At 65.4% G+C, this 25,906-nt stretch carries 24 protein-coding genes and 1 tRNA gene; 13 read left to right on the top strand and 12 right to left on the bottom strand.

The window, feature by feature from the left end:
- The first annotated feature begins 23 nt into the window (after positions 1-23).
- From K6G35_RS15480 to K6G35_RS15455, 6 genes are all read left to right on the top strand, one after another.
- Entirely contained in the window at positions 24-482 is a 459-nt protein-coding gene (locus K6G35_RS15480; RefSeq protein ID WP_008646444.1) for a DsrE family protein, read from the top strand.
- Positions 483-624: 142 nt separating this feature from the next.
- Positions 625-1,476 (top strand): sulfur oxidation c-type cytochrome SoxA, encoded by an 852-nt coding sequence (gene soxA / locus K6G35_RS15475; protein ID WP_008646445.1) that lies wholly within the window; start codon positions 625-627, stop codon positions 1,474-1,476.
- A gap of 11 nt (positions 1,477-1,487) precedes the next feature.
- The gene (gene soxX / locus K6G35_RS15470) at positions 1,488-2,162 is read left to right on the top strand and encodes a sulfur oxidation c-type cytochrome SoxX (protein WP_035884375.1); all 675 of its coding nucleotides are present in this window, start codon (positions 1,488-1,490) and stop codon (positions 2,160-2,162) included.
- A 10-nt stretch (positions 2,163-2,172) separates the two neighbouring features.
- A complete protein-coding gene (locus K6G35_RS15465; protein ID WP_200876316.1) occupies positions 2,173-2,673 on the top strand; it encodes a TlpA disulfide reductase family protein in 501 nt (166 codons plus the stop codon).
- A 27-nt stretch (positions 2,674-2,700) separates the two neighbouring features.
- Entirely contained in the window at positions 2,701-4,425 is a 1,725-nt protein-coding gene (gene soxB / locus K6G35_RS15460) for a thiosulfohydrolase SoxB (RefSeq protein ID WP_495675901.1), read from the top strand.
- Between the two features lie 67 nt (positions 4,426-4,492).
- Positions 4,493-4,568: transfer RNA gene (locus K6G35_RS15455), tRNA-Ala, on the top strand.
- A gap of 94 nt (positions 4,569-4,662) precedes the next feature.
- On the opposite strand, the gene K6G35_RS15450 is transcribed toward K6G35_RS15455, so the two are convergent.
- Positions 4,663-5,625, bottom strand: coding sequence for a LysR family transcriptional regulator (locus K6G35_RS15450; protein WP_495675900.1), 963 nt, complete (start codon positions 5,623-5,625; stop codon positions 4,663-4,665).
- A 201-nt stretch (positions 5,626-5,826) separates the two neighbouring features.
- Here K6G35_RS15450 and K6G35_RS15445 point away from each other — a divergent pair, with 201 nt between their 5' ends.
- The 5 genes from K6G35_RS15445 to K6G35_RS15425 all read left to right on the top strand — a co-directional run bounded on the left by K6G35_RS15445 (position 5,827) and on the right by K6G35_RS15425 (position 12,363).
- On the top strand, positions 5,827-6,801 hold the full coding sequence (locus tag K6G35_RS15445; RefSeq protein WP_495675899.1) for a Bug family tripartite tricarboxylate transporter substrate binding protein: 975 nt from the start codon (positions 5,827-5,829) through the stop codon (positions 6,799-6,801).
- A 77-nt stretch (positions 6,802-6,878) separates the two neighbouring features.
- On the top strand, positions 6,879-8,117 hold the full coding sequence (locus K6G35_RS15440) for a CaiB/BaiF CoA transferase family protein (protein WP_495675898.1): 1,239 nt from the start codon (positions 6,879-6,881) through the stop codon (positions 8,115-8,117).
- Positions 8,118-8,127: 10 nt separating this feature from the next.
- Entirely contained in the window at positions 8,128-8,898 is a 771-nt protein-coding gene (locus K6G35_RS15435) for an enoyl-CoA hydratase/isomerase family protein (RefSeq protein WP_035884367.1), read from the top strand.
- 11 nt (positions 8,899-8,909) lie between these two features.
- The gene (locus K6G35_RS15430; protein WP_495675897.1) at positions 8,910-11,306 is read left to right on the top strand and encodes an acyl-CoA dehydrogenase family protein; all 2,397 of its coding nucleotides are present in this window, start codon (positions 8,910-8,912) and stop codon (positions 11,304-11,306) included.
- A gap of 64 nt (positions 11,307-11,370) precedes the next feature.
- The gene (locus tag K6G35_RS15425; protein ID WP_495675896.1) at positions 11,371-12,363 is read left to right on the top strand and encodes a Bug family tripartite tricarboxylate transporter substrate binding protein; all 993 of its coding nucleotides are present in this window, start codon (positions 11,371-11,373) and stop codon (positions 12,361-12,363) included.
- Between the two features lie 28 nt (positions 12,364-12,391).
- On the opposite strand, the gene K6G35_RS15420 is transcribed toward K6G35_RS15425, so the two are convergent.
- From K6G35_RS15420 to hpnI, 4 genes are read right to left on the bottom strand one after another with little or no spacing between them, the layout of a single operon-like run.
- Positions 12,392-13,381 (bottom strand): lysylphosphatidylglycerol synthase domain-containing protein, encoded by a 990-nt coding sequence (locus K6G35_RS15420; RefSeq protein ID WP_495675895.1) that lies wholly within the window; start codon positions 13,379-13,381, stop codon positions 12,392-12,394.
- Positions 13,378-14,205, bottom strand: coding sequence for a hopanoid biosynthesis-associated protein HpnK (gene hpnK, locus K6G35_RS15415; RefSeq protein WP_495675894.1), 828 nt, complete (start codon positions 14,203-14,205; stop codon positions 13,378-13,380). The genes K6G35_RS15420 and hpnK overlap by 4 nt, the downstream gene beginning before the upstream one ends.
- 5 nt (positions 14,206-14,210) lie before the next feature.
- Positions 14,211-15,632 carry a hopanoid biosynthesis associated radical SAM protein HpnJ gene (hpnJ, locus tag K6G35_RS15410; RefSeq protein ID WP_008646469.1) on the bottom strand — a complete coding sequence of 474 codons (1,422 nt, stop codon included), beginning with the start codon at positions 15,630-15,632 and terminating at the stop codon, positions 14,211-14,213.
- Positions 15,629-16,807, bottom strand: a complete 1,179-nt coding sequence (gene hpnI, locus K6G35_RS15405; RefSeq protein WP_008646471.1) for a bacteriohopanetetrol glucosamine biosynthesis glycosyltransferase HpnI — start codon at positions 16,805-16,807, stop codon at positions 15,629-15,631. The genes hpnJ and hpnI overlap by 4 nt, the downstream gene beginning before the upstream one ends.
- 303 nt (positions 16,808-17,110) lie before the next feature.
- On the opposite strand from hpnI, the gene K6G35_RS15400 reads away from it, so the two are divergent.
- The gene (locus K6G35_RS15400; protein ID WP_008646472.1) at positions 17,111-18,103 is read left to right on the top strand and encodes a cation diffusion facilitator family transporter; all 993 of its coding nucleotides are present in this window, start codon (positions 17,111-17,113) and stop codon (positions 18,101-18,103) included.
- Here the strand turns inward: K6G35_RS15400 and K6G35_RS15395 are convergent.
- The 4 genes from K6G35_RS15395 to K6G35_RS15380 all read right to left on the bottom strand — a co-directional run bounded on the left by K6G35_RS15395 (position 18,095) and on the right by K6G35_RS15380 (position 21,610).
- Positions 18,095-18,724, bottom strand: coding sequence for a LysE family translocator (locus K6G35_RS15395; RefSeq protein WP_017516035.1), 630 nt, complete (start codon positions 18,722-18,724; stop codon positions 18,095-18,097). The two genes, K6G35_RS15400 and K6G35_RS15395, sit on opposite strands and share 9 nt — an antisense overlap.
- 363 nt (positions 18,725-19,087) lie before the next feature.
- On the bottom strand, positions 19,088-19,714 hold the full coding sequence (locus K6G35_RS15390) for a DNA-3-methyladenine glycosylase I (RefSeq protein ID WP_035884362.1): 627 nt from the start codon (positions 19,712-19,714) through the stop codon (positions 19,088-19,090).
- A 192-nt stretch (positions 19,715-19,906) separates the two neighbouring features.
- Positions 19,907-21,217, bottom strand: coding sequence for an MFS transporter (locus K6G35_RS15385; protein WP_024569536.1), 1,311 nt, complete (start codon positions 21,215-21,217; stop codon positions 19,907-19,909).
- A 105-nt stretch (positions 21,218-21,322) separates the two neighbouring features.
- Positions 21,323-21,610 (bottom strand): hypothetical protein, encoded by a 288-nt coding sequence (locus K6G35_RS15380; RefSeq protein WP_411431807.1) that lies wholly within the window; start codon positions 21,608-21,610, stop codon positions 21,323-21,325.
- Between the two features lie 322 nt (positions 21,611-21,932).
- Here K6G35_RS15380 and K6G35_RS15375 point away from each other — a divergent pair, with 322 nt between their 5' ends.
- Positions 21,933-22,814: a DODA-type extradiol aromatic ring-opening family dioxygenase gene (locus K6G35_RS15375; protein WP_495676358.1), complete on the top strand. Its 882-nt coding sequence runs from the start codon at positions 21,933-21,935 to the stop codon at positions 22,812-22,814.
- A gap of 17 nt (positions 22,815-22,831) precedes the next feature.
- Here the strand turns inward: K6G35_RS15375 and K6G35_RS15370 are convergent, their stop codons facing one another.
- From K6G35_RS15370 to K6G35_RS15360, 3 genes are all read right to left on the bottom strand, one after another.
- Positions 22,832-24,034, bottom strand: coding sequence for an MFS transporter (locus K6G35_RS15370; RefSeq protein ID WP_495675893.1), 1,203 nt, complete (start codon positions 24,032-24,034; stop codon positions 22,832-22,834).
- Between the two features lie 65 nt (positions 24,035-24,099).
- Complete coding sequence (locus tag K6G35_RS15365) at positions 24,100-25,353, bottom strand: MFS transporter (protein ID WP_286882613.1); 1,254 nt, start codon at positions 25,351-25,353, stop codon at positions 24,100-24,102.
- Positions 25,354-25,463: 110 nt separating this feature from the next.
- Entirely contained in the window at positions 25,464-25,874 is a 411-nt protein-coding gene (locus tag K6G35_RS15360) for a VOC family protein (RefSeq protein ID WP_495675892.1), read from the bottom strand.
- Between the last annotated feature and the right edge of the window lie 32 nt (positions 25,875-25,906).

Genomic DNA, 25,906 nt, shown 5'->3' with positions numbered 1-25,906 from the left:
CCAGGGCGAAGCGAGGAAGCACCATGCGGCGAGCATTCTTTCGGGCCACGGCGGCGCTGGCCGCCATCGGCCTCACCGCCAAGGCAGCGGCACAGGAGAAGGCGTCCATGCCTATCCTGGGCAAGGGCCGCGTCAAGGTCGTCTATCAGTTGTCAGAGGGCATCGATCAGGCCGTGCGTGCCATGGCCAATCTGCGCAATCACCTGAACGCCGCGCCGGATACGAAGATCGTCGTCGTAGCGTTCGGCTACGGCATCGACTTCCTGGTGGAAGGCGCCAAGGATTCGCGCGGCAACACGTTCGAAGCCCCGGTGGCCGCGCTGGCGTCGTCGGGCGTGGAGTTTCGCGTTTGCCATAACACGCTTGCTGCCCGCCGCATTTCCGAGCAGAACCTGCTGATGGATGCCAAGGTGGTGCCCGCCGGTGTGGTGGAAGTGGCACGCCTGCAGTTCGACGAAGGCTACGCTTACCTCAAGCCCTGATGTGTTCGCGAGGCGTTCGCCGCTGCAAGCGCGAGCGCCGAGCGCGATTTCCGGAAGTCCGGCCATGAGCCCCTGGGCCGGACCCGCATAGCAAGCCGTCCGCCGCCCGACCATGTGGCGAGATGGCGAGGAGAACGCCCCGATGGTTTCCCCGCGCAATACCCGCCGCACGTACCGCGCCGCTTCTGCCATTCTGGCCGTGGCCGCCGCCGTCACCGCGATCGCCACCACGCTCTCCGCGCCCGCGCTGGCGCAGGGCAGCACCGCCGAAGAACTCGCCAAGTACCGTCAGATGCTGGCCGAAGGCAATCCCGCAGAACTATGGGAAGCCGCCGGCGAGGAACTGTGGAAAAAGCCGGCCGGCCCGAAGAACGTCTCGCTCGAACAGTGCGACCTGGGCAAGGGCCCGGGCGTGACCAAGGGCGCTTACGCCGAACTGCCGCGCTACTTCAAGGACACCAACAAGGTCATGGACCTGGAGCAGCGCCTGGCTTACTGCCGCGTGACGTTGCAGGGCCTGACACAGGAAGAGGCGACGAAGAACCCGTTCTCGTCGCAGGGCAAGCCGTCCGACATCGAACGCTTGGCTGCCTACCTGACCGGCGAATCGCGCGGCGTGAAGATGAACGTCCAGCTCACGCACCCCGAGGAAAAGCGGGTCTACGCGCTGGGCGAGAAGATGTTCTTCTATCGTGGCGGCGCGTATGACTTCGCCTGCGCCACCTGCCATGCCGTGGATGGCCAGCGCATCCGCCTGCAGGACCTCCCGAACCTGCTGACGTCGAAGGGCGCCGAGGCCGCGTACACCACGTGGCCCGCCTACCGCGTCTCGCAGGGCGAGGTTCGCACGATGCAGCACCGGCTTTACGACTGCCTGCGCCAGCAGCGCTTCCCCGAACCGGCCTATGGTTCCGACGTGATTACCGCCCTGACGATGTTCCTGGCGAAGAACGCCAACGGCGGCACGTACGACGGCCCGAACATGAAGCGCTAGGAGACCACGACATGAACAAACTCCATACGATGGCGCTGGTCGCCATGGTGGCGCTCTCGGCTGCCGGCACGCAGGCGCTGGCGCAGACGGCGGCAAAAGATACGACGAAGGCTGCGACGAAGGGCGCGACCGCAAAGGTCACCGACGCCGACGTGCGCCAGATGATCGAATCGTCCTTCACGTCCAAGGGGCCCGCCACGGTCGAGGGTGTGCTGAACCAGGATGCCACGCAGAAGGCATGCAGCCAGTACCCCGATCGCAGCAAGGTGCCGGCCGCCGTGGCGAAGAAGGTGGAAGCCGCCGAGCTGAAGCAGGTGAAGTATCCCGCCGACAACAACTGGCTCGGCGACTGGAAGGAAGGCGAGAAGATCGCGCAGAACGGCCGGGGCATGCAGTTCACCGACGCGGTGGGCGGCACCAACGGCGGCAACTGCTACGCCTGCCATCAGCTGACCAAGGCCGAGATCTCATTCGGGAATATCGGGCCGTCGCTCTACCAGTACGGAAAGCTGCGCGGTAACTCGCAGGAAGTGGTTCGCTACACGTGGGGCAAGATCTGGGATTCGAACGCGTTCAGCGCCTGTTCCAACATGCCGCGCTTCGGCCACAAGGGCATCCTGACCGAGCAGCAGATTCGCGACGTGATGGCGCTGCTGCTCGATCCGGCATCGCCGGTCAATCAGTAAGGGGCGCATGATGCGGGCTCGGCGCGTCGTGGTCGCATGGATGCTCGCGCTGACCGCGGCGTTTGGCGCGGCAGCGCAGTTGGCTCAGGCGGCGGAAGTCGGCGACGTGATCCACCTGCCCGACGTGAAGCTGCTCGACGGCCGCACCGTGCCTGCCTCGCAGTGGGCGGGCAAGCCGCTGGTCGTCGAGATCTGGGCCTCGTGGTGTCCGTTCTGCGCGCTGCAGAACCCGCGCCTGCAGGCCCTGTACGACAAGACGCGCGGCACGCCGCTGCAGGTGCTGACGATCAGCATCGACAAGCACCCGCATGAAGCAGTGGCGTACCTGAAACAGCGCGGCTACACCTTCCCCGCGACGATGGATTCCGATGCCCTGCGCCACGCCTTCGGCAAGCGCAAGGGGCTGCCGGAACTGTACGTGCTGGACGGGCAGGGCCGCGTGGTGCAGAAGGAAGTGGGCGAGATGCTCGACGACGACGTCGCCGCCCTGGCGCGCTACGGCAAACGCTGAGCGCGCACGACTCGGACGGAAATCAGTATGAATCGACGCGAGTTCCTGCAGGTGCTGGCGGTGGCCGGCGCCGGCGGCATGGCTTTCCCGGGCGGCGACGCACAGGCCGCGCGCGCCGCGCAACAGTTCTACGACGTGCCGCGCTTCGGCAACGTCCACCTGCTGCACTTCACCGATTGCCACGCGCAACTGCGTCCGGTGCATTTTCGCGAACCCAGTGTGAACCTGGGCGTGGCTGAATGGGCAGGCAAGCCGCCGCATCTGGTGGGCAAGGCCTTTCTGCGCGAGTACGGCATCCGCCCCGGCACCCCCGAAGCGCACGCGTTCACCTGCCTCGATTTCACCGAAGCCGCGCGTCGCTACGGCAAGGTGGGCGGGTTTGCCCATCTCTCTACGCTGATCCAGCGCATGAAGGCCAGCCGGCCCGGCGCGTTGCTGCTCGATGGCGGCGATACCTGGCAGGGCTCGGCCACGGCGCTGTGGACCAAGGGCCAGGACATGGTCGACGCGGCGCTGCAACTGGGCGTCGACGTGATGACGCCGCACTGGGAAATGACGCTCGGCGCCGAGCGCGTGAAGCAGATCGTCGACAACGACTTCAAGGGCCGCGTCTCGTTCCTGGCGCAGAACATCAAGACCAACGACTTCGGCGATCCGGTCTTCGACCCATACGTGATCCGCGACATGAACGGCGTGGCCGTGGCGATCATCGGGCAGGCCTTCCCATACACGCCGATCGCCAATCCGCGCTACTTCGTGCCGGACTGGACCTTCGGCATCCAGGAAGAAAACCTCCAGCAGGTGATCGACGATGCGCGTGCCAAGGGCGCGGAGGTGGTGGTTCTGCTGTCGCACAACGGCATGGACGTCGACCTCAAGCTCGCCTCGCGCGTGCGCGGCCTCGACGCGATCCTCGGCGGCCACACGCATGACGGCGTGCCCAAGCCAGTGCATGTCAGGAATCCGGGCGGTGCGACGCTGGTGACCAACGCGGGCTCCAACGGCAAGTTCCTCGGTGTGCTCGACTTCGACGTCCGCAACGGCAAGGTGGCCGACTTCCGCTACAAGCTGCTGCCGGTCTTCGCAGACTACCTGCCGGCCGACCCCGCGATGGAGGCACTGATCACCAAGGTACGTGCCCCGTACGAGTCCAGACTCAGCGAGGTACTGGCGATCAACCGTGGCCTGCTGTATCGCCGCGGCAACTTCAACGGCACCTTCGACCAGCTCATCCTGGACGGCCTGATGGCCGTGCAGGACGCCGAGATCGCGTTCTCGCCCGGTTTCCGCTGGGGCACCACGCTGCTGCCCGGCGAGAACATCACGATGGAAGCCCTGATGGACCAGACGGCCGTCACGTACCCGTACACGACGGTGACGCCGATGACAGCCGAGACCATCAAGACCATCCTCGAGGACGTGGCCGACAACCTGTTCAACCCCGATCCCTACTACCAGCAGGGCGGCGACATGGTGCGCGTGGGCGGGCTGCAATACACGATCGACCCCAACCAGCCGATCGGCAAGCGGATCACCGACATGCGGCTGGGCGGCAAGCCGCTGGAAACCGGCAAGGCCTACAAGGTGGCCGGCTGGGCCCCGGTATCAGAAGAAGCCCGCCAGGCGGGTGGGGCGCCAATCTGGGATGTGATGGCCCAGTGGCTGCGCACAAACAAGGAAGTCAGCGCCCGCCCACTGAACCTGCCGACCGTGCGCGGCATGAGCGGCAACCCGGGAATTACGACCGCCTGACATCGACGCAACGGTTGCGCCAATGCGATTGAAAGGCCGCCTGAAGGCAGCTACAATCATCCGCTACGGGCCGATAGCTCAGCTGGGAGAGCGCTGCGTTCGCAATGCAGAGGTCGGGAGTTCGATCCTCCTTCGGTCCACCAAATGCAAAAGGGGCTTGGCAAATTGCCAAGCCCCTTTTTCTATTTCCGGCATCGAAAAAACAAAACCCGGCTCACCCTGCCAGGCAGAACCAAGTCACTCTGCAATCTCCCCGATGCGTGCCGGCCAACTGCCATCGTCAAGCACGGTTCGCACGGTCTCTGTCAGCAGGTCCAGTACGGCGGACGCGGCGATAGACAGGGGCATGGTGGCGGAGCGGCACAGATAGACCGGGCGCGATACGGCGGGCTGGTAGATGCGCGCGGCCGAGAGCTGGCCCTTTCGCACTTCGGCACACACCGACGCATACGAAAGAACGGTGCATCCCACGCCGGCGGACGCCAGCGCGATCAGCTCCGGGATGGCGTTGACCTCCGCGAGGATCTGCAGGTCGACGCCCTGGGTCCTCAGGTAGCCATCCAGCAAGGCGCGTAGGCCGTGCTCACCGGCCGGCAAGATCATTGGGTATCGATTCAGGTCACGCAGGCGGACAGTCTCGGCCAAGGGCTGCGCCTGAGTATGACCGTTGGCGAATTGCCCGGGCGGACCCACCAGCACGAGGTCCTCGTCGACGATCTGGTCGAACTGCAGGCCAGAATTGGCATGCGCCCGGAACGTCAGGCCGATATCGATATGTCCGGACAACAGATGGCCGGGGATGTAGCCCGTGCTGAGTTCGATGACCTGCAGGCGAACCTTGGGCCATCGCCGGATCACCTCGCGGACGATCGGGACGGTCAGGATCTTGGCCATCGATTGCGGCAGGCCGATGGCAACACTGCCTTCCGGATCGACCATCAGGTCGCGCACATCCTCACATGCGATGTCGAGGCGCTTCAGGATGTCCCGGGCATGGATCTCGAAGCGCTGGCCGGCCACGGTCGGCTCCACGCCTTTGTGGCTGCGCGTGAACAGCGTGACGCCAAGCGCCTCTTCCAGATGCCGGATCTGCAGGCTCAGGGCCGGCTGGGCGATGTGAAGGGTTTCTGCCGCACGCGAGATGGACCCCGCCGCCGCCACGGCAAGAAAGCACTGCATCGCGCGCAAATCGACTGGCATTCCCACAGTTGTCTCCTGTCCTCGGATCTTGCCGGCGAGTCCTGCTCATGCGTCCGGCCGATGATCCAGGGGGTATATGTCACCACGATAGCCGACATCAAAAAGATATCTTGGACATATATGCGCCCGAGGGCAATAGTGCGTCATCACACAGGCCGCATTACCCGGACTGCACAGGGTCGGCCACAAAAAGGAGACACGATGGGTATCAGTCGCCGCAAGCTTCTGATGGGTACCGGGATTGCATTGCTTTCCCGGCCATTGCTGGCAAGCACATGGCCCGCGCGGCCGATCCGGTTGGTGGTGCCGTTCGCGCCGGGGGGGCCTGGGGATTTCGTGGCGCGGCAGATCGCCATGCCACTGTCCCGGAAGCTTGGCCAGCCGGTGGTGGTCGAAAACAAGCCCGGCGCGGGCGGCAACCTCGGCACGCAGACCGTGCTCGATAGCGAGGCCGATGGCTATTCGATCCTGCTCAACACGGTTGGCATGCACGCGGTCAACCCACTGATGTTCCCGGATCTGCGTTTTCAACCCAGGCGCGATCTGGCGGCAGTTGGCGTGATCGCAACCGTGCCAAATGTGCTGGTAGTGCATCCCACCAAGCTCGGTGTGAGCAGCCTGGCCGATCTTGTACGTCTTGGCCGGCAGCGTCCGAACAATCTTAGCTACGCCACATACGGGGCCGGTAGCTCCCCGCATATCTACGGCGCCTTGCTCCAGAAGGAAGCGGGGTTCACCGCGGTCGCCGTGCCCTACAAGGGCAGCGCACCAGCGAGCAGCGACGTAATGGCCGGAAACGTGGACTTCCTCTTCGACAGCATGACCACCTGCATCGGGCAGATTCGCGGGGGCAAGCTCAAGGCGCTGGCTATCACCTCGGCGGCGCGCTCGTCATTGCTGCCGGATGTGCCGACGCTACAGGAATCGGGCTACCCGGCGCTCGACCTGAAGTTCTGGCTCGCATTGCAGGTCTCGGCCAAGACGCCTGCATCAGTCCTGCAGGCGCTGCGCGAAGCCGTGGCGGCCTGCACGCAGGATGCCACCTACGGCGACGCGCTGGTGGCGCGTGGCGCGGAGCCATTCCGCATGGCGCCGGCGAGTGTGCAGGATTTCGTCAATCGGGATGCAGCGCGCTGGACCGACCTCGCACGCTCCATAGGCATCAAGCCCGAATAAGGCGCACCCGCAACACGGGCCGCCCGACGGCGGTCCGTCGCCGTCCTTGAAGCGGCATCAGCATCAGACAAACATCCATGATTGCATTGAACGGTATCCGCGTACTCGACCTGAGCAAGGTGCTGGCCGGTCCTTTGTGTGGCCAGTACCTGGGGGAGCTTGGCGCAGAAGTCATCAAGGTTGAACCGGTTGGCCGCGGCGACGACACACGGGCATGGCTGCCGCAGGACCGAGGCCAGTCAGCGACCTTCCTGGCGGTCAACCACAACAAGCGCAGCCTCGCCGTCGATCTGAAGACCGCGGAGGGCAGGCAGATCGTGCAGACGCTGGCAGCAAAATCGGACGTGGTCCTGCAGGGCTTCGGCAGCGGCGCCGCCGCACGGCTGGGCGTGGACTACAAGACGCTGTCCGGCATGAACCCGTCGCTGATCTACTGCGAGATTTCTGGATACGGAAGAGCGGGGCCACTAGGCCAGGAGCCCGGTTACGACGTGATGCTGCAGGCGTTCAGCGGCATGATCAGCACCATGGGCGAAGCAGGTGGCAAGCTGGCGCGCGCCAGCTTCTCGCCGGTGGACCTGGGGACGGGCATGCACGCGTTCAGCGGCATCCTGGCCGCCTTGCTCGAGAGACAGAAGACCGGGCGGGGCATGTTCCTGGAGGTGTCGCTGCTCGACACGGCCATGGGGTTCATGAGCTACCTGGCACAGAACTACTGGTGCAGCGGGAAGCTGCCGCGCCCGATGGGAACCGCCCATCCCGCCATGGCGCCGTACCAGGTATTCGAGGCATCGGACGGCCCCGTCATGATCGGCGTTGGCAATGATGTCCAGTGGCGGCGCTTTTGCCCGGTCGCCGGACTCGACGATGTCGTCGACGCGCCCAAGTTCGCAACCAACGCCGCGCGCGTCGCGCATTTCGATGAAACCGTGGCGATGGTGCAGGCGCGCATTGCGCTGCAGCCAGTCGCGCACTGGATCGAGGCATTGCGCAAGGCGGGCGTGGCTTGCTCTCCCATTCATACGCTCGGCGACGCATTGGCGCATCAGCAGGTTGCGGCACGCGAACTGATTGTCGAATCCGATCACCCAGTGCTCGGCAAGGTTCGCAACGTTGGCCTGCCGATCCGCTTTGGCGAGGCGCCACGTAGCGCGCATCGCGCTCCGCCGCTGTTGGGCCAGCACACCGACGAGGTACTCGGCGAGGCTGGCTACGGCCCCGACGTTATTGCCGATTTCAAGGCGCGAGGCGTGATCGCCACCGCCAACATGCCGCAGGCTGATTCCCAGTCGGCCGCGGCCCCTCTCACTGCATGAGTGGAACCCCATGACAACCGTTTCCTACGAGGTCCGCGACAACATCGCGGAGATCCTTCTTGATAGCCCTCCCGTCAACGCGCTGAACGAGGCAATGATCGACGCGTTGCTGCAAGGGCTGCGCCGGGCAGCCGAGGACGACTCGGTACGCGCCGTGATACTGGGCAGCGCCGTGCCACGCCGGTTCTGTGCCGGGCTGCAACTCGATAGCCTGCGCGACGCGCCGCCATCGCGCGGCTATGCACTGGTGGAGAAGCTCTATAGCGGGCTGTGCGAGGCGCAGTTCCATCTTGGCAAGCCATCGATCGCCGCCGTCGGCGGTACGGCCCGGGGCGGTGGCATGACACTGGCGATCCACTGCGACATGATCGTCGCCGCTGACACCGCGACCTTCGGCTATCCCGAGATCGATGTCGGGCTGGTACCCGCGATTCACTACACCCATCTGCCGCGCATCATCGGCCGGCATCGTGCCTTCGATCTGCTGTTCACGGGGCGTTCGTTCGATGCGGCGGAAGCCATGTCGTTGGGGCTGGTCAACCGCGTGGTGCCAGAACAGCGCGTCATGGAGGAGGCTCGCGCGCTGGCGCGCTCCCTGTGCCAGAAATCGCCCGAGATCATGCGGATGGGGCGGCAGGCATTCATGCGCGCCAACGACATCGACTACCGGCGTGGCGTGGCGGGCGCGGTGGAGACGTTCGGGAACATCTTTGCTACCGAGGACGCGCAGGAAGGCATCGCCGCATTCGTGGAACGACGCAAGCCACGCTGGCAAGCGTGAAGACCATGACGATGCGTGATCCTCGAACATCAGATCGGGCGCAAGACAGCGACGAGGCATTCCGCGCCGAGATCCGCTCCTTTCTCAGGGATGCGGTGCCGGCGGATATCCGCGCCGCCATGCGCGCGCACTGCCTGGTCACGCGGGAGCAGGCAGTGCGTTGGCATCGCATCCTGCATGCCCAAGGCTGGGCAGCACCCGGCTGGCCACGCGAGCACGGCGGCACGGGGTGGTCGCTGGTGCGGCAGGCCATCTTTCGGGAAGAACTTGCGGCCAGCGACGCGCCCTACATCGAGAACCTCGGCATCGATACCATCGGCCCGACGCTGATCCGACACGGCACCGATGAGCAGTGCAGACGGTTCCTGCCAGGCATGTTGTCGTTCGACGATTTCTGGGCGCAGGGCTACTCCGAGCCCGACGCAGGATCGGATCTGGCCGCACTGCGAACCACGGCCCGTCGCGAGGGCGATTGCTGGATTGTGAACGGCAGCAAGATCTGGCAAAGCCTCGGCCACTGGGCCAACTGGGCGCTGTTGCTGGTGCGCACCGATTCTGCCGCATCGCGCAAGCAGGATGGCATCTCGATCCTGCTCGTGGACTTGCGCACCCCTGGCGTGACAGTGCGCCCGATCCGGTATATCAACGGCTCGCATTTCCACGTCCAGATGTTCTTTGACGATGTGCGGGTACCGGCAGCCAATCTGGTCGGTGAGCCCAATGGCGGGTGGGCGATCGCCAAGGGCCTGCTGGTCATCGAGCGTCTTTTCGTGGCCCGGGTGGCGGAGTGCAAGGCGGAGCTGGCCAGGGCGGCCGCGCTGCTCCACCCGCCGTCTGACGAAGGCGATCCGGTCATGCGCGGCGAGCAGCAGATGGCGTTTGCGCTGACGGCGCGGCGCCACGCCGCACTGGACATTCGTATGCGCGCGCTCGAAGCCGCGTGGTGGCCGGCGATCCAGCAGGCGGCCGAAGGTGGTCGGCCGGATCTTGAAGCTTCGCTGCTGAAGCTCGAGGGCATCCAGCTGCTGCAGGATCTTCAACTGTTCCGGATGGATGCGCACGGCACAGCCTCGCTGCGGCTCTATCCCGAAGCGCTCGATGGCCAGCCGCCCGGTGCGCCCGACGATGCCGCGTCCGCCGGCAATCAGACACTGCACATGTGGCGCTATCGCGGGAGTTCGTTGGCAGGCGGTTCCTCGGAAATTCAGCGACAGATCATCGCCAAGGCGATCTTCGACGGACAGACCGAACTGGACGTGCCGCGCAACGACCATCTTGGAGACGAACAGGCCATGATGGTCGACACGATGAGGCGGTGGCTGAGCAAGCATTACAGCTTCGACTTCAGGCAGCAGGTTATGCACACGCCAGGCGGGTGCAGTGCATCCGCGTGGTCAGGCCTGGCCGAACTTGGCATCACCAGCCTGACCATACCGGAGGCGCTAGGCGGCATGGAGCAGCCGATGACGGATCTGCTCCCACTGATGGAGACGCTGGGTGAGGCACTGGTACTGGAACCCGTGCCGTGGAGCGCGGTGTTCGGCACGCAGACGTTGCTTGCGCTCCCCGTCGGCCCGTCACGTGATGCGCGCCTGGCCGCATTGGCCGGTGGCGATGCGCGCTGCGCAGTGCTATGCGGGAAGGAACCAGGCGTCGGGAAGACGCCGCAACCGACCGTGATCGCGCGGCGTGTCGGCGACGCGTGGCAGCTCGATGGCGACGATGCGATGGTCATGGGTGGCACAGATGCGCATCACTTCATCGTGGCCGCGACGCTGGACGACGGCAGCCTCGGCCTGTTCGATCTGCCGGCCGATGCCTCTGGCGTTGTCGTGCAGGGCTATCGCTTTCATGACGGCCGCGGCGCGGCGGAAGTGCGGCTGACCAACGTGCGGCTGAGCGCGTTCGCCATGCTTGGTCAAGACGAACAGGCCGCGACGGCGCTCGATAGAGGCATGACATTCGCCACGCTGGCCTTGTGTGCCGACAGTATCGGCGCCATGCGGCGCGCGTTGGGCATCACTGCGGAGTACCTGCGCACGCGCAGGCAGTTTGGCCGCACGCTTGCGGAACAGCAGGTGCTTCAACACCGCATGGCCGACCACTTCCGCGCCTGGAACGGTGCGCGTCATCTTGCACGGCGGGTACTGGTCGATTGGGATGCCGCGCCGTCTGCCGAGCGCCGTCGCCGTATCTGCGCGGCGAAACACCTGTCTGGCGTGGTTGGCCGCGCCATTGCGTTCGACGTCCTGCAATTGCATGGCGCGATTGGCTTGCAGGATGAGACGCCGATCAGCCACTACAGCAAACGGCTTGTCGGCAACGATTTGCTGCTTGGCAGCGCCGATACCCACCTGGGTCGCTTCGCCGCCGCCGTGGATGCGATTCCGCGAGCGCCGGCGCGCTGACAGAGACCGATCAGAGACGCATCAGTGACGCATCAGTGCAATGGATCAGGAGGAGACAAAGGATATGCAGGCATTCCATGCTTCAAGACGCCTGATACGCGCGCTCGCTGGTGGTCTGATCGCGTTCGCATCCACCGCAAGTTTCGGCGCGCCGGATGCCGCATGGCCGTCACGGCCCGTCACCATCATCGTGCCCGGTGCGGCGGGCGGCACGATCGACATCCCGATTCGCCTGCTGGCGCAAAAGCTTGGCGCGCGTCTCGGGCAGGCCGTCGTCGTGGACAATCGTCCGGGCAGCGGCGGCATCATCGGCACACAAGCCGCGCTGCGCGCGCCTGCCGATGGCTATACGCTCCTGGCCGGCAACGTCGGCCCGCAGGCCATCAACTACAGCGCGTACAAGCATCTCTCCTACCAGCCATCGGACCTGACGGCGATCACCGACATCATTGCCTTTCCTAACGTGCTGGTGGTCAATGCCCAGTCGCCAGCCAGGACCGTGGCTGATCTGGTCGAGCAGTTGAAACGGAATCCCGGCAAGCTCTCCTTCGGCTCTGCCGGTATCGGTCAGACCAGTCACCTCGTGGGCGAACTGTTCAGGATGCGCACCAGCACCGACGCTATCCACGTGCCTTACAAGGGTTCGACACCAGCCACCACGGCGTTGCTGGCGGGAGAGACCACGTTTCAATTCGACAACCTGACGCAGGCGCTGCCATACATCCGCGCCGGCAAGCTGCGTGCCCTGGCGGTGGCTGCCTCGCAGAGAGCGCCGTCCTTGCCCGATGTTCCCACCATGGAGCAGGCTGGCTTCGCCAACTTCACGTCGACAGCGTGGATCGGCATCTTCCTGCCAGCAAAGGCGCCACCTGCCGTCATCGGTCCGCTCGAACAGGCTCTGGCGTCGGTCATGCGAGACCCCGACCTCATCTCCCAGTTCCGGCAGATGGGTGGCATTCCGGGCGGACAGTCGCCGGAGAAGTTCTCCGCGTTCGTGGCCGCGGAGCGGGAGAAATGGGGGCTTGTGATTCGCACATCTGGCCTGACGCTGGATTGACGCCCAGTGCATCGGCTAGCCGGGTGATTCAACCGACGACCCGCCGCCGCATCTGCCGCCACTCCATCCACTGCCACGACAGCAGCGCCGGCACCCCGAACAGGACTTCGCGCGCGCGCTTGACCAGCGCGAGTGCGAGCGAGGTTTGCGGGTCGATGCCGAAGCTGGTGCCCAGCAGCACGATCACCGCCTCCTGCACCCCCAGCCCTGCAGGGATGAAGAACGCCACCTGGCGTGCGGCGAGCGTCAGGGCCTCGATGGCCAATGCCTCGCCGAAACCCACTGGGTGGCCGAGCAGCGATAGTCCCCACCAGACTTCGAGCGTGCCGACGACCAGCCCGGTCATCTGCCAGATCAGCGTGCGCAGCAGCACGCCGTAGTGGCGGCACAGCGCGCGAATCTGCGCGTCGAGGCGGGCGCCGTCGATCAGCGCGGCGAGCTTGTGGTCGTCGCCGAGCATCCGCTGCGCAAACGATTCGAGCCGGGTGAACCATGCGCCGTGACGCAGCGCGTAGGCGAATAGCGCGGGGATCGGCAGTGACAGCAGCAGGCCGATGGCAACCAGCAGGCCGTGGTCGCTGTCCTGCGTGATCGATATCAGCAGCAGCACCCCGGCCAGCGCGAACAGGTAGTGCGAGAACATCGTCACCATCACCTCGATGACGATGCTTGCCGAGACCGCCGTACTGTCTGGCACGCGCCGCCACGCAAGGCGGATGCCGACGAGTTCGCCACCGATGCCGGCCGTGGGCAGCAGCCGGGTCACGGCTTCGCGCACCGTCGCCACCCAGAGCAGGAAGCCCGTGCCAGCGCGTTTCTCGGGATCGGCCGGCGCCAGCAGCACACGCCAGCCGTAGGCGTCGAACCAGAGCGCGATGAGGTGGATCGGCACCAGCCACAACAGCGGCCATCCGGCCTGCTCGAGGATGTGTGCCACATCGGCAATGCCTTCCATGGCCACGACGGCCGTCAGGATCAGCAAACCAGCCAGTGCACCCAGCAGGGCGAAGCGTTTCATCGAAGTCCAGCGTGAAGATCAGTGAAGCCACCGCGACGCGGGGCGAAGCGGTCCGCAGCGGCGCGCACACGCGGGGAGAGCAGCGCGGCGAGTTCATCCGCGTGCCGGTAGCCGGTCATCGATGCGCCCACTTCGGCACCCGATGTCACGGCGGGATGCAGATACATCTCTACCACGCCGCGCGGCAGTTGCTCGAACGCCGCCAGCAACGTGGCTTCGTCCATCGCGCCCGTGTCGGACAGCCCAAGCACATAGTCGTTATAAGCAATGCCGGCACGTTGCAGGCGCGCGCGCAGCAGCGCGAGCCAGGGGCGCAGCAGCAGCGGTCCACCGGCCTCGCGCGGTAGTCGCACGGCGCGCATGCCGTAGTCGCGTCCGATGCTCAGGATCAACGACAGCACGGTCGGATGCAGATGGAAATGCTTGTGTGCGTTGACGTGATCGAGCGGCAGGTCGGTGGCGGCGAAAGCCTCGAACTGCGCGCGGATCTCGGCGGCCAGTTGCGCGCGCACGCGCGGCAGGAAGAAGAAGCGGAAGCCGTCCCGCACCATCGCGCTGCCAAAGCGGCCGCGGGCATCAACCAGATCCGGAATCCGATCGCACGGCAGCGTGGCAACGCCATCGGCCAGCACCAGATGCAGGCCGACGCGCAGCTCGGGTAGCCGGCGCGCGCGTTCCACCGCGTCGGCGGCGGCCGGCGAGCTGACCATCAGGCTGGCGGCGTTCAGGATGCCCTGGCAGTGCGCGCGCTCCACGGCCTCGTTGATGTCGTGGTGAAGGCCGAAGTCATCGGCGGTGACGATCAGCAACTGGCCGTGGGTCATGCGGGTCAGGCCTCGTGCGAGCGGAGGAAGCGGAAGAACTCCACGCCTTCGCGCAGCCGGCGCTTGGTCATGTTCCAGCTACCCGCCATTTCCCGCACGATCTCCCAGATCTTGCTCGGCCGGAAATAGAAGCGTTTGTAGAACGTTTCCACGCCGTGATAGATCTCCTCGCGGCTCAGGTGCGGATAGCTGATCGCGGCCAGTTGCACGCCGCTGTCGTTGACCAGGTGGATGACCTTGTTCTCCTCCAGCCAGCCGTTGTCCACGGCCTGCTTGTAGAGCGTGGTGCCGGGATACGGCGCGGCCAGCGAGACCTGAATCGTGTGTGGATTGATTTCCTTGGCGTACTCGATCGTCTTCTCGATCGTGTCGCGCGTCTCGCCGGGCAGGCCCAGGATGAACGTGCCGTGGATCTGGATGCCGAGCTTGCGGCAATCCTCGGTGAAGCGGCGCGCGATGTCGGTACGCAGCCCTTTCTTGATGTTGAGCAGAATCTGGTCGTCGCCCGACTCGTAGCCCACCAGCAGCAGGCGCAGCCCGTTCTCCTTCATGATCTTGAGCGTGTTGTACGGCACGTTGGCCTTGGCGTTGCACGACCAGGGCAGGCCGATCTCGCCCAGCCCGCGCGCGATCTCTTCCACACGCGGCTTGAAGTCGGTGAACGTGTCGTCGTCGAACATGATCTCGCGCACTTCCGGCATGTTCTCCTTGATCCATTTCACCTCCTCGATCACGCTCTGCGCTGACCGCGTGCGATAGCGATGGCCGCCGACCGTCTGCGGCCACAGGCAGAACGTGCAGCGAGAGCGGCATCCGCGCCCGGTGTAGATCGACACGTACGGGTGCATCAGGTAGCCGATGAAGTAGTTCTGGATCTTCAGGTCGCGCTTGTAGACCGGGGCGACGAACGGCAACTCGTCCATGTTCTCGATCATCGGACGCGCCGGGTTGTGTTCGATCGTGCCATCGGTCAGGCGATAGCTGAGCCCGGCAATGCCTGCCAGGGGCTTGCCGGCGGCAACGTCCTGGCACGTGTAGTCGAATTCCTCGCGGCAGACGAAATCAATCGCCTGGGTGGCGCTGAGCGTGCCGCCCGGATCCACCGCAGCCTTGGCGCCGACCATGCCGATCATGATGTCCGGACGCCGCTCCTTGAGCTGTTCGGCAAAGCGCGCATCGGTCGGAAAGGACGGCGTGCTCGTGTGGATGATGACAAGGTCATAGTCCAGCGCGATATTGAGCGTCTGTTCCACACCGAGTCCGTCCGCCGGCGCATCGAGCACACGGCTGTCCGGCACCAGCGCGGCAGGCTGTGCGAGCCAGGTCGGATACCAGAACGACTTGATCTCGCGTTTGGCCTGGTAGCGTGATCCTGCGCCACCGTCAAAGCCGTCGTACGAAGGGGCCTGAAGAAAGAGCGTTTTCATCGGGGGCTATCCTGAGCGTGAGGCGTGGTCGAATAAAGAGGTTTGGGCAACGCGGGCCGGCTGCCCGGCTGCGGTGTGGAATGGTTGGGTGGTGCGTCGGTGGTCGTCATCACGTGGCCGCGCCAGTGCACACGGCCACCGCCGAGTGCGGCAGCCCATTCCACCAGCAACAATGCGTCGCGCAGTGGTGCGCGTAGCGCGGCGCCGATGCTGCCGGCGGTCACGCTGCGCGCGAGCGCGCCAACGAGTGCGATGGCCAGCACCGGAAGGTGCGGCGCGAGCAGGCAGCCGAGCACCAGCATCGGCCAGGTGCAGGTCAGGAACGTGAAGAAGAAGCCGGGCGCGTTCAGGGACCGGATCGTGCGAAGCCAGCGCAGCTCATGGCGCCACAGGGCGCGCAGGCTGGTCTCGGTGACGTCGGTTTCCACCACGACATCCGACAACACGGTCTTCCATCCCGATTGCCGGGTCAGCTCGCCTAGCCAGTAGTCGTCCGCCAGCCGGTTCGCCAGCGCCCGAAATCCGCCGATCGCGTTGAGGGTGTCGCGGCGCAGCGCGATCGTCGCGCCAAAGGCAAAGCGCCGCGACCCGCCCGCGTGGGCCACGCGGACCGACGGCGCGAACCATTCGTTGATGAATGCGGCACCCAGCCGCGACCAGATGCCGTCGACGGGACGGCCCCGGTACAAACATGTGACGACGCCGACATGCGGATCGCTGAGCGGTCCCGCCAGTCGGCGCAAGTAGTCGGGTGGCACGGCAATGTCGCTATCCGCGATTACCAGATGGGCATGACGCGCTGCACGGTACAGATTGATCAGGTTGCTGACCTTTGGATTGCGCCCATGCGTGCGCGCGTCGACGATCAGCACGATGTCGCGCTCCGGGAATGCCGCGCGCAGACGGTTCACGACCGCGATCGCCGGATCGTCATAGGCGCAAACGCCGAAAACAAGCTGGTAGTCGGGATAGTCCTGCCGGCACAGGCCAGCCAGGTTTTCGTAGAGATGGGGTTCGGCGCCGCAAAGCGGCTTGAGCACGCTGACCGGTGCCAGGCGTGATGGCGTGGCGGTCTGGGCAGGGCGTTTGCGGCTGACACACGCGGCCACAACGGCGTAGACCGTGGCGGCCTCCACCATCAACTGTCCCACTTCAGCGGTCCAGATGGCACTCATGTCTGCCCCTTATCGCACGCGACCAAGCATCACTGCAGCACCAGGAATTCTGGTGAGCACACCGTGAACTGCATCAGGCCTGAAACAAAGGCGTGGACGTATTATTGCCGTCATACGCGCGTTGCGCCACAACTGGCTTTAATCGTTCACCCCGACGCGGTTTACCTGCATCCACTTTGCATCTTCGGGATTAATCCTGGATTAATGGCTTACCGTTTCAGACCACTGTCACCGTGATGTAAAAGTGCTACCGTATGCACGTATTGCTCACCCGCTATTTCGATCCCGTTTCCCCTGAACACCATGCGCGATAGTTCCATCGCTGATGATCCCCTGGCCCCTGAAGTCGCCCAGCACGACGAAGCCGCGCGGGCACGCCATCTGGCGGGCCGACGCAGCACGATGGTCAGTGTCTACGTCAATATCGGACTCAGCATTGCGCAGGCCGTGATCGGGATCATTGCGGGTTCACAGGCGCTAGTTGCGGATGCACTCCATTCTCTTTCCGATCTGATATCCGATTTCGTGGTGTTGTTTGCAGGACACCATAGCCGCAAGGATGCCGATACCGATCACCCGTACGGACACCAACGTTTCGAGACCGCAGCCTCACTGGCGATCGGCGCGTTGCTGCTGGCGGTGGGTGTCGGGATGCTGTGGGCGGCCGTTGGAAAGATCCAGCACCCGAACGGCGTGCAACCGGTGCAGACCATTGCGATCTGGATGGCGCTTGGCGCGCTGGTGGCCAAGGAGTTGCTGTTCCGCTACATGCTGCGCGTGGCCGAACGGATCCGGTCAAGCATGCTCGTTGCCAATGCGTGGCACGCGCGATCCGATGCCGCATCGTCACTGGTGGTGGCGCTGGGTGTCGGTGGCAACCTGCTTGGCTATCACGTGCTGGACCCCGTGGCGGCGATCGTGGTCGGCTTGATGGTGTCGCGAACGGGCCTGAAGTTCGGCTGGGACGCGCTGAGCGACCTGATGGACCGCGCTGCGGACGAAGACACCGTGGCAGCGCTACGCGCGGCCATGCTCGAGACGCCGGGCGTGCTCGGATTGCATGACCTGAAGACGCGCAAGATGGGCGACATGATCCTGGTGGATGTCCATCTGGAGATCCAGGCCGACCTGACCGTCGAGCAGGGCCACGCGATTGCCACGGAGGCGGCGCGTCGCGCCATGGTGCGCAACGACGTCCTCAACGTAATGACCCATGTGGACCCGGTAAGGGTGACTGGGACTACCGGTGTGGCCGGAGGGACCGGAGTGAGCGGCGAGAGCCGCCGCTCAGCGTAGTTCGCTGCGGCGGTACAGGCTCAGACCCACGGCCAGGAACGCCAGTATCCCGGCGCAGCCCCGATTGACCCAGCGCACGGCGCGCGCCGACATCGTCCGCATGGCGTGCTGCCCGCCAAAGGCGTAGATCATCATCATCAGGATGTCGAGGATGGCGGCCACCACCGCCAGGATCGTGTACTGCAGCGCCACCGGCTTGTCCGGGTGGATGAACTGCGGCACGAAGGCCGACGTGAACAGCAGCGTCTTCGGATTGGACAGCGCCACGAACAATGCGCGCAAAAAGGCCGCCCAGCCATTGACCGACGCCTCGCCGGACGAGACCGTCAGCGCCTGCACCGGCGCCCGCCACAGCCCCCAGGCCAGATAGAGCAGGTACGCGGCACCGATCCACTTGATCACCGCGAACATCTGCTCGGACGCCAGCAACACGGCGCCAAGCCCGCAACCCACCGCACCGATCAGGATCAGGTCCGCCAGCGCCGCGCCGGCGATGCCACAGGCCGCCACCCGCATGCCGCGCGTGGCTCCGTTGCTCAGGGCCAGCAGCATCGTTGGGCCGGGCGTTACCACCACGGCGCCAACGGCAATCATGTACAGGAACAGGGTAGTGGCATCCATCGGCAGCATCCTTGGCGGTGGTCCCTCACCATGCGCGGCCTGTGGACAAATTGGCGGTTGACCTGGGGACAACCGGGTGAACAGCCTGTGGTCCGGCTGGGGGTCGCATGTGGGACGTATACGAACAACTCGGCAAGCTTACCGCTTTCCGCCGACGGAAGGAAAACTTGTCCACCCGTATCCACGTATACGTAGACCGCTTGCCCTAAGGGTTCTCCCGAACGTAAACCATTGATGCGGCAAGAGATAAGCCGGTTATCCACGCTGACGGGTCAGTCTTATCTATTACTACTATCTATGTATACGTAAACAACAATGTAAACAGACATGTATACGTAAACACCCGTATACGTGACCTGCCTATTATTTTGGCACCTTGAACGCTTTGCGCGCGCGCTGTACTTCGGCACGGGTCCAGCAGCCTTCGCGATGGTCGTTGACCAGCCCCATTGCCTGCATCAGTGCGTACATCGTGGTCGGGCCTACGAACTTCCAGCCGCGCTTCTTCAGGTCCTTCGACAACGCTACCGCTTCCGGGCAGGTGGTCATGCCCCGCAGCACCTCGGGCGTGAGCGTCTTGGGCCGGCTCTTCGGGTCGGGCTCGAACTTCCAGAAGTACGCAGCCAGCGACGATTCGGTCTTCAGCAGTTCCTTCGCGCACTGGGCATTGTTGATCGCGGCTTCGATCTTGCCGCGATGGCGGACGATGCCTGCGTCGCCCAGCAGCCTTTCCACGTCGTGCTCGGTGAACCGCGCCACCTTGTTGATCTCGAAGTTGGCAAATGCGCTGCGGAACGCCTCGCGTTTGCGGAGGATCGTCAGCCAGCTCAGGCCCGACTGGAAGCCTTCCAGGCAGAGCTTCTCGAACAGCCGCCGGTCGTCGTCGACAGGGAAGCCCCATTCGTGATCGTGGTAGTGGCAGTAATCCTCCAGCGTGCCGCACCAGCCGCAGCGTTCGCGGGGCTGTGGCGCGGATGTCGATCTGGTCATGCTATGGGGCTCCTTGGCGGGCAGGTTGGACGTGCGTCCACGCGATCTTGCGCCTGTTACCCGACGCGGTAAAGGCGCGGCATGGCTGGATTCGGACATGCGATTTGCATCACTGCCTGACGAATCCGGCTGGCGAAAAAAAAAAAGCCAACCCGAAGGTTGGCTTTCTTCTGCTTGCGCAAGCGTAAGCGGTCAGGCGAGCTTCTTGCCGGTACGGTCGTGCATGAACACGAGCGCGACGAAGCTGATGGCCGCAGCGGCAATCACGTAGTACGCGGGCGCCAGCTTGTTGTGCGTCGATTCGATCAGCCAGGTGACGATCAGCGGCGCGAAGCCGCCGAAGATCGTCACGGCGAAGTTATAGGCCAGCGACAGGCCCGTGGAGCGGACCTCGGTCGGGAACTGCTCGGCCAGCACGGCGGGCGCCGGGCCGGTGAACGCGGCCAGCAGGATGCCCAGCACGATCTGCACCTGGAGCAGGGTGGCCGTGGTCGGGGAAACGTTGAGCCAGTGGAACAACGGGTAGGCCAGCACGCCGATGGCCAGCGCCACGACGCCGAGCATCCGCTTGCGACCCACGCGGTCGGACAGCATGCCCATCAGCGGGCACAGCACCAGGATGATCGCGCCGCAGATCGCGGTGGACTGGAACGTGGCGCCCAGCGGCAGACCAAGTTGCTGCTTGGCGTAGGACGGCATGTAGAACACCAGCACGTAGGTGCAGACGGTCCAGAGGATCGTCACGCCCAGGCCGGCCAGCACTTCGCGCGGATGATCGCGCAGCACCTGCGACAGCGGCGAGAATTTCACGTTGCTCGCGCGGCGCTCGGCCTGGCGTGCCTCGAACTCGGGCGGCTCTTCCAGGTGCGAGCGGATATACATGCCCACCGGGCCGATCAACAGGCCGAACAGGAACGGGATGCGCCAGCCCCAGGCATCGATCTGGGCCTGGTCCAGGCCATTGGTCACCAGCGCGCCCATGGCCGCGCCGAGCATGAACGAGATGCCCTGGCTGGCTTGCTGCCAGCTGGCGTACATGCCACGTTCCTCGTCGGGGGCGTGCTCGATCAGGAACGCCGTGGCGCCGCCGACTTCGCCGCCGGCCGAGAAGCCCTGGATCAGGCGTGCCAGCACGATCAGCGCCGGAGCCCACAGGCCGATCGAGTCGTAGGTCGGCGCCAGGCCGATGATCGCCGTGCCCAGCGCCATCATCAGGATGGTCAGGGTCAGCGCCGCCTTGCGGCCCACGCGGTCGGCGTAGACGCCCAGCACGATCGCGCCCACCGGACGCATGAAGAAGCCCACGCCGAACGTGGCCACCGTCAGCAGGAACGACGTCATGTCATTGCCGGTGGGGAAGAACAGCTTGGCGATGATGACTGCGAAGAAGCTGTAGACGGTGAAGTCGAACCATTCCAGGCCGTTGCCGATGGTCGCGGCGATGATCGCGCGGCGTCGGGTGGCCTTGGACAGCTCATTGGCGGATGTAGCGGTGACGGACATGGCGCAAATGATGATGTTGAGAGAACCTTTGGATGCCACTGCAAGCGCGTGCTCTGGCAGTGGCGAAGGCGTCATCTTAAGCGATTCCTTACATCAGCGAAGCCGTCAGCCCGGGCGATGGCCGTGATGGGGCGCGTGTTGCCCGGCGGCGGGGCGCTCGTCCCCTGTCGGGGCGACCTTGCGGTCCGGAAGGTTGGGTTTCTTGCGTGTGAACCAGAGCCAGACTGCGCTCGCGAGCCAGCCTGTGACGAATACCGTGTCGCCCGCATGGTTGAACAGCGCGCTGGCGTAGGGGGTGCTGAAGACACTGGCGAGCGCGTCGGCGGGCAATCGTGCGACGATCCAGAGCAGCACGGCGGGGACGCTGCCGTATACGCCGGGCTGCCACCACAAGGCGTGCGGCAGGGCGTGCAGGGGATCGAAATGCTTGGCCACGGGGTTCTCCAGCCGATGCCCGGCACGTTGTCTGGGGCGCAGGGGCATCGTGTTCCCCATCATAGGCCGATTCGGCTTGCGCCTGTCGGCGGTGCGGCCGGATCCCCCATGTGCTGTGTGCGTTATCCAACGCTCGCGCGCGGCGCGCGGATGGTCGGCGCAGGTCTTGTTGAAGTTTTTTGCACGAGGTGTCCGTAATTGGCCTGCGTCAGCGCCAGCATTCTTTGCCAGACTTGAGGCATCGCACAAATTCGCTGAACGGCAACTCGCCATGAACACCATGCTTCCCGTCCTCTACGTGTCCCACGGATCCCCCATGCTCGCGATCGACCCGGGTCCGACCGGCGCCGCCTTCGACGCGCTCGGTGTCCGCCTGCGCGCGCTCAAGCCCAAGGCCGTGCTGGTGATTTCCGCGCACTGGATCTACAGCACGCTGGCAGTCAGCACGCGCAGCCAGCAAGAGGCATGGCACGACTTCGGCGGCTTTCCGCGCGAGCTCTACACGTTGCGCTATGACGCGCCGGGCTCGCCCGAACTTGCCGGCCGCGTGAAGGCGCTGGTCGAGGCGGCTCAGATCCCGGGTGCCGGGTTTGTCTGCGAGGATGAAGAGCGTCCGCTTGACCACGGCGCCTGGATGCCGCTGCGTCACTTCTTCCCGGATGCCGACGTCCCCGTGGTCCAGCTCGCTTTCAACCCGTACCTGCCTCCGGCCACGCAGATCGATATCGGCCGCGCACTGGCGCCGCTGCGCGAGGAAGGCGTGCTTGTGATCGGTTCGGGCAGCTTCACGCACAACCTGCGCGAAGTGTTTGGGGCGGGCGAACGCAAGGCGCAGCACGGCCCGGCGACCGAGCCGTACGTCGATGCCTTCCGCGACTGGATGAGCGGCGCGCTGGACGAGGCGCTGGCCACCGGCGACGTCAGCCGCATCGCGGACTATCGTGCCCAGGCACCGTTCGCCCGTCGCGCGCATCCGACGGACGAGCACCTGTTGCCGTTCTACGTGGCGCTGGGCGCCGCGATCGGTCCAGCCTCCGTGGCCGCAGGGCCGGCGCGGGTGGACCGCGTGGCCGATGAGGTCACCTATGGCGTGCTGGCGATGGACACGTTCGTCTTCGATGGCATCGGCACTGGTCATGCGCCGCTGCAGAAGGCGGCCTGAGCCTGCCGGTTGTCGAATCAGGTGGTGAGATAGCGGCGTGCCGCCTTCGCGCCGAACAGGGCGATGTAGCCCATCGTTAGCGCCACCACCGTGATGCCGATACGCAGGTCCGAGAGGTGCGCGACGCCGCCGATCAGCACGGGCCCGAGCAGCAGGCCCACATAGGCGAAGCGCGCTACGCGCGCAATCGCCTCCGCCGCGGCTACGCCGGGCAGGCGCGACGCGGCGGCGAAGAAGATCGGCACCATGTTCGCGGCGCCGAGCCCCATCAGCCCGAAGCCGATCAACGCGGCCAGCGGCAACGGCACGGCGATGGCCAGCACGATGCCGGCAAAGCCAAGCCAGGCGCTGCCGGTCAGCGTCCGCGCATCGCCGAAACGGGCACGCAGGCGGTCACCGCCGAAGCGACCGCAGGCCATACCCCCCGAGAACGCCGCATACCCGAAGCTGACCCAGCCCAGCGGCGCCACGGCCACGTCACGCATGTAGACGCTGGTCCAGTCGTACATCGCCCCTTCACCCACCAGCCCCAGGAACGCCATCAGGCCCAGCAGCCATAACGCGCGCGACGCGTGTTCGCGGTGATGGTCGGCGGTGGGCAGCACCGGATGATCGGCCAGCAGCCCCGGCGTCATGCCGATTGCCACGCCCGCCGTCAGTGCGGCAATCAGCGCCGCGTGCACCAGCGGCGGCACGCCAAGCGACAGCATGAGCCCGCCGAACGCCGCGCCGATCATCCCACCCAGGCTGAACATGCCGTGCAGCGCGGACATCACCGGACGTGTGCGGCTGGCCTCCACAATCGCGGCCTGCGCGTTCATGCCGACGTCAAACGCGGCGTTGGCCATGCCGAATATCAACAACGTGGGCAGCAGCAGGGCAAAGCTCGGCATGGCGATGATCGCCAGCGTGAGCAGCGCGAAGGCGACGCCGCCGATCATCGAGGCGCGCGCGCTGCCAAGCCGGGCCACCCAGCGGCCCACCGGGCCCATGGCGACGATGGCGCCAGCGGCCACGGCCAGCATGGCGAACGACAGCATGGCATCGGACAGGCCGAAACGTTCCTTGATCGTGGGGATATGGACGCCCCAGGTGGCAAATGTGGCGCCGTTGGCGAAGAACAGCGCCATGGTGCCGCGTGTGGCACGGGAGACTGCCGAGGGCGACGGGGGCGGAGCGGTTTCGGTACGGGCGGGTGATTCGATCGAGTATTCGGACATCAGGTACTACCAGACAGCAAGGAGACAACAACGCAATGAAATGACGCAATAACGCTGCGACGTCGCTACGCGGGGGCCGCGCCGGCACGCAGCAGGCCACGCTGATGCAGCGCGAACGCAAAGGCGGCCAGCGCGCCGATGGATAGCGCCACCATGACCCACAGCATCAGCCAGTAGCCGCCGGCGGCACGCCAGAGCAGGGCGCCAAACCACGGCGCGGCGGCCTGCATCAGCAACACAGGGGTCATCATTAACCCATTCAGCGTTGCATAGTGATGACGCGAGATCAGTTCGGGCATGGCCATCGCGCGCAGCATCGTGTTGACGCCGTTGGCGCAGCCGTAGCAGATCGCCGCGAACATCAGCCAGTAGCCGTTGCCCAGCGCCAGACAGGCCAGGCCGATGGTCATCACGATGTAGACCGGCATCGACAGCCGCACCGGGTGATCAATCGGCAGCCGCGCCATGACGAGCCGCCCGGCTACCTGCGCGGGCCCGATCAGCGCGGCCACGATCAGTTGCTGCGCGATGGGCATCCCCTTCTCCGTCAGCATCGGAATCAGGTGGGCGCCGAGTAGCGAGGCGATCACCGCTGTGGCTGTGAACGCCAGCACCACGCACCAGAATACCGGCTGGCGCAGCGTCGCGCGGGCGATGCCGGAGGACGCCGCGCCAGCCAGCGGTGTGCCGCTGTGGGTGCCGGCATGGGCGTAGCTGGGATGCACCGCGTAGCGCAACCGCGCGTGCAATGGTGCGCAGACGAACAGGTTCAGCGCGGCAAAGACGACCAGCGTCTCGCGCCAGCCCAGATGGAGCACCAGCCACTGCGCCAGCGGGATGAAGATCGTGCTGGCGAAGCCCGCAAGCAGCGTCACATGGACGATCGGCTTCTGGTAGCCGTCCCCCCAGGCCTGACGCAGGACCACGAAGGCCGGCTCATACAGCGTCGACGCCATGGCCAGCCCGAGCGGAATCCACATCAGCAGGAATACCGCTGGCGACGGGCACCACGCCCAGAGCAGCAGTCCGATGGCGGCCAGCACCGAGCCCGTGCCCATGACCTTGCGTGCCGGCACGCGGTCCAGCAGCCGGCCCACTGCGAACGAGCACATCGCCCAGACCAGCAGCCCCAGCGAAAATCCGCCCGCCAGGAATGGTTTGCCGTACCCGAGGGACTGGCGCATCGGTTCGATGAACACGGTGAACGCGAAGTACAGCGTTCCCCAACTGATGATCTCGGTGATGCCGAGTGTCCAGACGATCTGGCGGGGTGGCAGTGCCGGGCCACCGGCAGGATGGGGGGCGGAAGGAGCGTTCATGGCGCGCCCGACGCAGATTTGGGGGGCGCCGGTGGCGAAGCTTGATCGATGAAGCGAAGATTGTATCGGTCCGCCCGTGCCAGCGGGAAGCCACTTTCCGGGGGGATCCCTTAGTCCGGGGTCGCCGGTCCTTTCAGCTCGACGGTATTGCCGTCCGGGTCCTTCACGTAGATCGACGGCCCGCGGCCCTCTGCGCCAAATCGCTGCTCGACCGGACTTGCATCAATACGATGAATATTTAGATGCATAGAAATGGCTTTCTCATCGAACGGATCGATGCGAAGGCAGAAGTGATCGAGGTTGCGGCCCTCCGGGCCGGGTCCGGCCCCACCAGCCTGCCCAAGCGGGCCATCGAGCGAAATCAGATCGATCAGTCCGCCGCCGGCGCGCAACTGGGTCAGGCCGAAGGCGGGCTGCTCGCGCTCGATGGTGCAGCCAAGCACGTCAACGTAGAAGCGCACGAGGCGGGGGACATCGGCGGTGCGCAGCACCAGATGGTCGATACCGCGGATCTTCAGCATGGCGAGTTGCGCTGACCGGAGGGTCACCAGGG

It is taken from the genome of Cupriavidus sp. HY129 (assembly GCF_059492215.1).
This window is presented reverse-complemented; position numbering and strand designations above follow the sequence as displayed.